The following is an 8901-nucleotide window of genomic DNA, read 5'->3' as shown; positions in this document are numbered from 1 at the left end:
ATAATAAACCGTTTCGCTTAAATCAACATTGGCTCTTAATAGAGGAAGCATATCTTTTAAGTATATCTTGTATTTATAAATTGCATTCTTCTTGTCTCCGTAAAAACCATCTATGAATGTACATTCTTGATTTTCATCAGCATACTTTACTAAACTATACCAAGTATTTTCATGCTCTAAACCTTTCTTACCTAGTAACAAAATTGAACCAATTAGATCATTATCTTCGGTCTCAGAAACAAGTATTGAATAAGTTTGATTACTGTATGCTCTTGATTCTATGCCAAATTTTATTTCTGCATCTATTGATTTAACACCAATTCCCTGCTCTAGCTCTGAAAAAGTTTTACCATAAAAAGAGCCTATCTTTGTTACTTCTTGAAAAGTTTGACTATAATTTAATACTGAATACAGTGAAAAAAAGAAAATTAATTTACTGCGTTGTTTATATTTCTTCACAATAATTCCTTAATTAATACTCTACTAATCTTGAGAACCTTCATATTTTTTATGCATTCCTTCCTTTAAAGATTCGATAGTTTTTTTTATTTTCTTATCCGCTACTTCTTTAATATCATTCCATGCTTTATTACTTGCTCCCCCTCTACTCGGCTTAGGCGCTTCGTCAGATTTAGTGAGTAATCCATAGCTTATTGGGTTACTTGCTCCAATATAGCTGCCTGTATGACGAAATGAATGAAAGCTATATTTGTATCTTCCATCTTTTACAAAAATATTTATTTTATAATCTATGTCTCCCTCAACAGCTGCAACACCAAAATATATCCGATTTGCCTTATAAGTCATAGAGCCATTTCCTGAAATTTCACCAGCACTCTTGTCTTCGGTTGCTATTACAAATTTTTCATTACTGAAAGTTTTACCGAACCATGACCTAGCCCGATTAAACAATTCATCTTTTGTAACAATAGAATCTACTTTTATTACCTCTTCAAATTGAAATTCTTGTGAAGATATTGCAATCGAAATCAGAAATGACAAGATTAATAATGTTTTTTTCATGGCTTAATTTTTAAATCAACAAATATAATAATCCTCAACAATTATTGTTTTAAGATTTTCCGTAAATTTAAAAGTATTTTTAAGTCAAAAAATAATTCTTTGTATTTTGAATTATTCCATGATGGTTTTGAATCAAAAACTGCTGTAAAAAACGTAAAGTATTTACACAATAAATAAATTCAAGTAATTGGTAATGAGTAATCTTTAAAACTTTAAACTCAAAACCCTGAACTTACTATTACAAATCAACTAAAGTACCAACATTTTCGCCATTAACAATTTTTTCCAGATTTCCGTCTTTGTTCATATCAAAAACAATAATCGGCAGTTTGTTTTCGTGGCTTAAAGTAAATGCCGTCATATCCATTACCTTTAGATTCTTCGCATAAACTTCGTCGAAAGATAGTGAATTATATTTTACCGCATCTGCATTTTTTTCAGGATCGCTGTCGTAGATTCCGTCTACTCTTGTTCCTTTCAAAATAACATCTGCGCCTATTTCGATGGCTCTTAATGTTGCGGCAGTATCTGTTGTGAAATACGGGTTTCCGGTTCCGGCTCCAAAGATCACTACTCTGCCCTTTTCAAGATGTCTTACTGCTCTTCTTTTGATGAATGGTTCCGCTACTTTATCCATTTCAATGGCAGACTGCAGTCTTGTTTTAATTCCCGCATCTTCCAGAGCACCCTGCAAAGCCATCCCGTTGATTACCGTTGCAAGCATTCCCATATAATCTCCCTGTACTCTGTCCATTCCTTTTGCAGCTCCTGCTACACCACGGAAAATATTTCCTCCTCCGATTACAATGGCAACTTCACAGCCTTTTTCTACTACTTTTTTAATCTCTGCAGCATATTCCTGTAGCCTTTCATTATCAATACCATATTGTCTGTTTCCCATTAAGGCTTCACCACTCAGTTTCAGAAGGATTCTTTTATATTTCATTGTATGTAAATAACTTTTTTTCGTTAGATATATCTGTCTAAAATTTGACTTTGCAAATATAATCATTAATAAGGTTGATTTTTCATTATACATTATAAATTTTAAAAGTGGTGTTTTATGGGATTAGCAAAGCATTTTTCCTTATAAATAATGTCCCTGTATTTTATAATTTGAGTGAATACATGGCTGTTTAATTAAATTACAAAACATGAAGATTCAAAATACTAATCTTACGCTAAAAGATTAAGCTCAATAAAAATGGCATAGAACTTAAAATAAAACCATGATTTCCACAAAACTTAAATATTTAAATATAAATAATGTGAGAAATATTTTGAAAAGTACGAAAAAGGATTATTTTTGCATTACTAATAAACTGAGTTGAAGAAAATTGTCATTTTTTCATTATTTCTGTCAGGAATTGTTTCTTATGCACAAACAGGAACAAACGTTTATCCATTCTTAAATATCCCTGTTTCAGCGAGACAGGCAGCTTTGGGAGGAGATGCAATTTCTGTGAGAGATCGTGATGTTTCCTTTGCTATTGCAAACCCCTCATTACTGAATAAAGATTCCGACAACCAACTGTCTGTAAATGCAACTGCCTATCTTGCAGATTCCAAATACGGAACGATTGCCTATGCAAAAGACTTTGATAACGGTCACATGGCGACCATCAATGCAAGATACATGAGCTACGGAGATATTCCGCGAACAGACGACAGCGGTTTCGAGAACGGAACTTTTAAAGCTTCGGATGTTGCCATCGGAGCAGGATATGCCTATCAGTTTGAAGAAGACTGGACGATCGGAGGTGGATTGAATTTCATTACTTCGAAAATTGACACCTATACTTCTTCCGCCATTTCGGGGAATGCAGGAATTACGTACCACAACAAAAAAAATAAGGAAACAGCATCTGTTGTTTTCAGAAATTTCGGATATCAGTTCAATTCTTTCAACGGAACAAGGGAAAACCTTCCGTTTCGTGTAGATTTGGGATATACAAGAATTTTAAAAGTAATTCCTTTAGCGGTTACCATTACAGCACACGATTTACAGGAATTTAATATTTCTTCCCAGTACAATGTAAACGGGCAGGAAGTAAATACAGGCAGAAAGATTGCCGACCATTTTTCTATAGGCGCAGAACTGTTTCCGGAAAAAGGCTTCAACATCAGATTGGGGTATAACGTAAAAAGAGGAAATGAATTAGCCGTTGCAGACCAGAGAAATTTCTCAGGACTTTCTGCCGGATTCGGGATTAAAATCTCCAGATTCCGTGTAGATTACGCACACGTAAGATATCATAATTCTGCGAATGTCAACCAGATAGGAGTTTCTATTGACCTTACAAGCCATGCAGGATACTAATCGTTAATCATTTTTCAAAACGAAATAAATATCAGAAACCTCAAGAAAATCGCTTGAGGTTTCTTGATTTTTAAGAAAAAATCTTGAAATTTGCAGTATGAAAAAACCTGTAATAGCTATCGACGGGTACTCGTCTACCGGAAAAAGTTCAATTTCTAAAGTCATTGCAGCAAAGCTGGGACTTATTCATCTGGATACAGGTGCGCTTTACAGAGGAGTAACATGGTTTGCTCTTCAGAATTGTTTAAATGACAGCGGAACCATTGATCTTGAGAAATTATTTTCTTCGTTTGATCAGATCGGGCTTGAATTTAAAAATCTTGATGGAGAACTGGTTCTTTTCCTGAATCATATTGATATTTCCAAAGCAATACGTACGAATGAAGTCTCGGAGAATGTAAGTTTTGTTGCAAAACAGAAAGAAGTAAGAGATTTTCTTCTTCAGTCTCAGCGCAATTTGGCAGAAAAAGGCGGCATTATTATGGACGGACGTGACATCGGGACAGTAGTTCTGCCAAATGCGGAATATAAATTTTTTCTTACCGCAAGTATTGATGAAAGAACCAGAAGACGTTATCAGGAACTGATTTCTTTAGGAATTGAAGCAGATGAAAAGCAGGTTAAAGAAAACCTTATAGAACGCGACAGAATAGACAGCGAACGCGAAATCGCCCCGTTAAAGCAGGCTGAAGATGCCATTGTTATTGATAATACCAACATTTCTAAAAAAGAAACTATTGATGAGATTTTATCTCACATCCAAAAGATTTAACATTTTTTAATAGATGTCTTTCTCCTTTGGTATGTTAATTGTACATTTCATCATAAGTAAAAAGCTAATATTATTAACTATTAAAAAAAACGAAAATGTCTAAAAAAAACAATACAGCGGGTATTTTGGCAGGACTTCTTGCAGGTGCTGCAGCGGGTGTTATCTTAGGAATGCTTTATGCTCCGGAAGAAGGTAAAGAAACGAGAAAGAAAATTAAAACAAAAGCGAACGATCTTAAAGATCAGGCTAAAAATAAATACGGAGAAGTTTCTGAAAAAGTAAAAGACCAGTATGGTAACATCTCTTCTACTTTTAAAGAAACAGCAAACAGTGTTGCAAACACCGTAAAAGACGGATATGATAAATACAAAGATCAGATCGTTTCTAAAACTGCAGACGTAGTAAAAAATGTAGAATCTGAACTAAATGATCTAAAATAATAATATAGTTTATTTTTTTAGGTAAATTATGAGAAGGAACTTTATAAACGAAAGTTCCTTTTTTTGTAACTTTAAAGAAAAACAATGATTGAAACTATTAAAGAATACGCTTCGAAAAGGATCGATCTCCTGAAAATTGAAGCTACCGAAAAATCCTCTCTTTCGGCAGGAATGATCACCTATTTCGTGGTTTTGCTGGTCGCTTTTGGTTTTTTCATCATTCTGTTCAACTTCGGAATTGCCTTTCTTATCGGTAAAGCATTGGGAGACCAGTCTTACGGATTCCTTATTGTAGCTGCATTCTATCTTTTAACCATGATTCTTATTGTGCTGTTTAAAAAGAAAATCGTAAATTATGTGGCAGATCAGGTAATTAAATTTTTAAATCATTAAACTATGAGCAGAAAATATGAAAGCTTAGAGGAACTGAGAAGAAAGAAAAAGCTGCTGAAGCAGGAAATAGACGGTCTGGAAGATCTCCTTACCTTCAAAAATACCAAGGAAAGCCTTAGTGCTTTTACCAATGGCTTAACAGACCAGTACCTTCAGGAAAAAGTAGATGAAGACGGTGATGAAAAAGTAGTTCTGCGAAAAGATGTTATTGCCAGACAGATCACCTCTGAAATTAAAGGTGCCCTCATCAATAAAAATACAACAATGGGAATCGCCAATTCTGCCTTCAAAGGAGATGCGGCAGATATTATGATAAACCTTGCAGTTACAACATTTGTCGGAAATTATGCCAGAAAAAACTTTAAAAGTTCAAACTGGAAGAATAAATTAATTGGCGCTGCGATGATCTATCTCGCTCCTGTCGCCTTAAGATATGTAAGAAAGAAACTTGAAACGTATCAGAAAAACAAAAGTGTTTCGAGTATGGAACAGCTTATCTAAAGTTTGAGGGTTTTAGAGTTGGAGTGTTCAAGAGTTAATCTCATTACGCTCCCATTCTAAAACCCTTTAATATTTGATTAAACCTCAAGATCTATCTATTGATCTTTTTCACACAAATTCTCCGACTCTCTTACTCACTTCCTCCAAACAATTGTCCTAAAATAATACCTGCTGCCATTGAAACATTAAGACTTTCTGTAGACTGCGATTTTCCGAATCTTGGGATCATGACACTTTTATGAAGTAGTTTTTCCGTTTCCGGACGCATCCCGTTGCCTTCATTTCCTAAAATTAAATTCATTTTTTCAGGTCTTTCGAAAGTATAGATATTTTCACCGTCCATATCGGTTCCGATGTTGATATTTCCTGTTTCGGATAAATATTCAGTCAGGTTTGAATAAACGATATTTACCCTCGTAAAAGATCCCATACTTGCCATAATAACTTTTGGATTGTAAAAATCTACAGTGTCTTCACTGCAGATAATCTGTTCTATTCCAAACCAGTCTGCAACACGGATCATCGTTCCCAGATTTCCGGGATCCTGAATCCCATCTAAAACCAACTGGAGATTTTTATCCTCTGTTTTTTCTTCAGGATGAAGATAACAGACCGCCACAGAATCTTTTGGATTTTGCAGAAAACTGATTTTTTTCAACTCATTTTCAGAGATATGAGTTACCGGAGCTTCCATACGGTCTAATTTTTGCGGATCCGTAGAAAATATTTCTTTAATTTTAAATCTGGAATCAGGAAGTTCACGAATGATTTTATTACCTTCAACCAAAAACAAATTGTATTTTTGCCTGAACTTCTTTTTATCTAAAGACTGTAAAATTTTTATTGTATGAGCTGTAAGCATTATAAGAATTCTCCTCAAAAGTATTATAAAATTATATCATTTGCAACATTTGTAGGTCTCCTTTATGCTTGTAGTACTACTAAAAAAGTTCCGGACGGCGAATATTTGCTGGTAAAAAACAATTTTCAGTTTGAAGATAAGAAAGAACCCTTCGATGGCGAACTGAAAGATTACGTACAGCAAAAGCCCAATAAAAGACAGCTTCTTTTCATGCCTTTAAGCCTTTGGCTTTACAATGCCGCCAATCCCAAATACGACACGCTTCTTAACGAGTACATGACGTATCCTAATGAACTGAGAAATCAAAAACTGAGAGATTCTCTTTTCATTAAATACAACATGAAAAACAGTGTGGGTAAAAGTCTGTTTTTCGACAGGTTATACCACAACTGGGGTTCCGCACCGGTGATTCTCGACCAGACAAAAACTTCAAAAAGTGCTGAATCTATCCAAAAAAGAATGACGTATCGCGGCTATTGGGATGCAGAAGTGAAATTTAAGCATGAACTTGATTCCGCTGCAAAAAAAGCTGCCGTTAATTATTTTATTACCCACAATCAGCCTACTTATATTAAGGATTATTATTACAACATATCAGATCCAAATATCAAAAGCCTTTATCAGCAGAAAATCCGTGAAACTCTTATAAAGAAAGGACAAATTCTGGATCAGACTGTTTTGGAGAAAGAAGTTGGAAGGATTAATGATCTCATGCGGGAATATGGGTATTACCGTTTTAACAACCTTGGCGATGAGGTAGGTTTTGTGGCAGATTCTCTTAAAAGCACAAAACAGGTTCCGCTGGTTCTGGAAATCCGCAAAGATTCTCTTGATAGTCCTTATAAACAGGCAACCATCGGAAATATTGATGTTGCCATCGTAGACGAGGCAAAAGATTTTCCAAATAATACAATAAAAGACAGCTTAAGAGGTATCCGTTTTCATAAAACAGACAACAGCTACGATTCCCGTGCGATCTGGAGAGCTATTATCGTAGGAAACAAACAGGTTTACGATCAGAAAAAGCTAGATCTTACCAAAAGAAATATTCTGGCGATGAATAATTTCAGCATTCTGAAAGCCAGAGATTCTTTAAGAAGAGGCGGCGGTACAAGCCCGAATGACAGCATCGTAGATGTAATGTACGTACTGAAACCGCTTCCGAAATACGACCTGAAAGTGGGAACAGATTTAAACTATTCCGAAGTCCTGAATTTCGGGGTTTCGCCTTCCATCGATCTTACCACGAGAAATATTTTTGGAGGGGCGGAAAACCTTACAACCAGTCTTTCCGGAACTTTCGGGCGAATCGTAAATCCTAAAAATATCGATAACAGGATCTGGGCTTACGAAATCTCGGCGCAGGCTTCATTGAATTTTCCCAGATTGCTTTTGCCTTTCGATTACTACAAATTAATTCCGAAAAGATACAGCCCAACCTCCTCTATTACTCTGGGTGTTTCAGATCAGAGCAATATTGGTTTGGGAAGACTTAACTTTAATACTGGTCTGAATTATCTGGCAACGGTAAATGATAAAGTAACGCACAGACTTACCTTATTTAATACGCAACTGAGTTTAACGAAAAACAAAGATGCGTATTATGATTATTTCGTTAACGATAATGCTATCCGTGAAGAGTTTTTCGCAGATTATTTCGCTTACAACTCATCGGTATATCAGGAATTTAAAGCCGGATTACTGACGATTGATCAGGTTTCGCAGCGCATTATTGAAGACACGACCTATCTTCAGGGATTAAATCAGCAGGGAGTTGACCGGTTTGTAGCTTTTGTGGGAACTTTGGTGAATAAAGACCGACAGACTCAGGATGTTTTGATTTCTTCTTTCATTTATAATTTTATTTACAATGAGATAGGGAAAAAAGATTATCCAAATGCTTTTTATTTTAACGGAAAAGTAGAACTGGCAGGAAATATCTTTAGTATTTTTAATCAGAAAAGAAATGACGGAGGTGTTGTTACCAGTCCGGAAAGAACCATTTTCAATATTCCTTATGCGCAGTTTGTGAAATTTGATCTTGATTTTAGAAAATATTTTAAATTCGGAAACAATACTTTAGCGCTTCGTCAGTTTATCGGAGTCGGAATTCCGTACGGAAACTCTTCCAATATGCCTGTCATCCGTTCTTATTTCAACGGTGGACCGAATGACATCAGAGCATGGGTTCCTTTCGGGGGATTAGGTCCTGCCGATTCGCAGGTGGATGAGAGAGTTCGAACGTATATGACTGATAATTTAAAACTGACAACGAATATCGAATTCAGGATGCCTTTTAATGATATGTATGAAGGCGCTCTTTTTACGGACATCGGTAACATCTGGAGTCTTAAAAACTACAACAACGGATATGGAGATGAGTTTAAATTCAACAAATTCATCAGACAGGTTGGTGTAGGAAGCGGTTTCGGATTAAGGGTAAATATTGCCTACATCAAACTGAGACTGGATTTAGCCTATAAAATGTACGAACCCAACAGACCGGAAGGTGAAAGATGGAGACTGAAATACATTCAGCCGTTTAAACCTACTCTGAATATTGCATTCGGATATCCTTTCTAAAAATTTA

10 protein-coding genes are annotated in these 8901 nt (G+C 35.4%); 6 read left to right on the top strand and 4 right to left on the bottom strand.

Going from position 1 to position 8901, the window contains the following annotated elements; genetic code table 11:
- The 3 genes from DD829_RS11265 to pyrH all read right to left on the bottom strand — a co-directional run.
- A partial coding sequence (locus DD829_RS11265) for a hypothetical protein (RefSeq protein ID WP_133240944.1) occupies window positions 1-459 on the bottom strand: 459 nt, incomplete at its 3' end.
- Window positions 460-483: 24 nt separating this feature from the next.
- On the bottom strand, window positions 484-1023 hold the full coding sequence (locus tag DD829_RS11260; protein WP_116547749.1) for a DUF4468 domain-containing protein: 540 nt from the start codon (window positions 1021-1023) through the stop codon (window positions 484-486).
- A gap of 238 nt (window positions 1024-1261) precedes the next feature.
- Complete coding sequence (gene pyrH / locus DD829_RS11255; protein ID WP_116547748.1) at window positions 1262-1969, bottom strand: UMP kinase; 708 nt, start codon at window positions 1967-1969, stop codon at window positions 1262-1264.
- Window positions 1970-2350: 381 nt separating this feature from the next.
- Here pyrH and porQ point away from each other — a divergent pair, with 381 nt between their 5' ends.
- The 5 genes from porQ (at window position 2351) to DD829_RS11230 (ending at window position 5449) form a co-directional block, all read left to right on the top strand.
- On the top strand, window positions 2351-3343 hold the full coding sequence (gene porQ, locus DD829_RS11250) for a type IX secretion system protein PorQ (RefSeq protein ID WP_108411287.1): 993 nt from the start codon (window positions 2351-2353) through the stop codon (window positions 3341-3343).
- Between the two features lie 97 nt (window positions 3344-3440).
- Window positions 3441-4115 (top strand): (d)CMP kinase, encoded by a 675-nt coding sequence (cmk, locus tag DD829_RS11245; protein WP_108411288.1) that lies wholly within the window; start codon window positions 3441-3443, stop codon window positions 4113-4115.
- A 95-nt stretch (window positions 4116-4210) separates the two neighbouring features.
- Window positions 4211-4555, top strand: a complete 345-nt coding sequence (locus DD829_RS11240) for a YtxH domain-containing protein (protein ID WP_076390302.1) — start codon at window positions 4211-4213, stop codon at window positions 4553-4555.
- An 84-nt stretch (window positions 4556-4639) separates the two neighbouring features.
- Window positions 4640-4948, top strand: coding sequence for a phage holin family protein (locus DD829_RS11235; protein ID WP_076390303.1), 309 nt, complete (start codon window positions 4640-4642; stop codon window positions 4946-4948).
- 3 nt (window positions 4949-4951) lie between these two features.
- Window positions 4952-5449: a phosphoribosyl-ATP pyrophosphatase gene (locus DD829_RS11230; protein WP_108411289.1), complete on the top strand. Its 498-nt coding sequence runs from the start codon at window positions 4952-4954 to the stop codon at window positions 5447-5449.
- 130 nt (window positions 5450-5579) lie between these two features.
- Here DD829_RS11230 and DD829_RS11225 read toward each other — a convergent pair whose 3' ends face one another.
- Complete coding sequence (locus DD829_RS11225) at window positions 5580-6311, bottom strand: TrmH family RNA methyltransferase (protein WP_116547747.1); 732 nt, start codon at window positions 6309-6311, stop codon at window positions 5580-5582.
- Here DD829_RS11225 and DD829_RS11220 point away from each other — a divergent pair.
- Window positions 6297-8894, top strand: coding sequence for a BamA/TamA family outer membrane protein (locus DD829_RS11220; RefSeq protein ID WP_116547746.1), 2598 nt, complete (start codon window positions 6297-6299; stop codon window positions 8892-8894). The genes DD829_RS11225 and DD829_RS11220 overlap by 15 nt on opposite strands.
- Window positions 8895-8901 lie beyond the last annotated feature (7 nt).

The organism is Chryseobacterium sp. HMWF035 (genome assembly GCF_003094695.1).
Taxonomy (GTDB): Bacteria; Bacteroidota; Bacteroidia; order Flavobacteriales; family Weeksellaceae; genus Chryseobacterium; species Chryseobacterium gambrini.
This window is presented reverse-complemented; position numbering and strand designations above follow the sequence as displayed.

Excerpts from the sequence above, each read along its gene's own strand:
- DD829_RS11260 (WP_116547749.1), bottom strand. The coding sequence starts at position 1,023 with ATGAAAAAAACATTATTAATCTTGTCATTTCTGATTTCGATTGCAATA.
- pyrH (WP_116547748.1), bottom strand. The coding sequence starts at position 1,969 with ATGAAATATAAAAGAATCCTTCTGAAACTGAGTGGTGAAGCCTTAATG.
- cmk (WP_108411288.1), top strand. The coding sequence starts at position 3,441 with ATGAAAAAACCTGTAATAGCTATCGACGGGTACTCGTCTACCGGAAAA.
- DD829_RS11240 (WP_076390302.1), top strand. The coding sequence starts at position 4,211 with ATGTCTAAAAAAAACAATACAGCGGGTATTTTGGCAGGACTTCTTGCA.
- DD829_RS11235 (WP_076390303.1), top strand. The coding sequence starts at position 4,640 with ATGATTGAAACTATTAAAGAATACGCTTCGAAAAGGATCGATCTCCTG.
- DD829_RS11230 (WP_108411289.1), top strand. The coding sequence starts at position 4,952 with ATGAGCAGAAAATATGAAAGCTTAGAGGAACTGAGAAGAAAGAAAAAG.
- DD829_RS11220 (WP_116547746.1), top strand. The coding sequence starts at position 6,297 with ATGAGCTGTAAGCATTATAAGAATTCTCCTCAAAAGTATTATAAAATT.
- DD829_RS11225 (WP_116547747.1), bottom strand. The coding sequence starts at position 6,311 with ATGCTTACAGCTCATACAATAAAAATTTTACAGTCTTTAGATAAAAAG.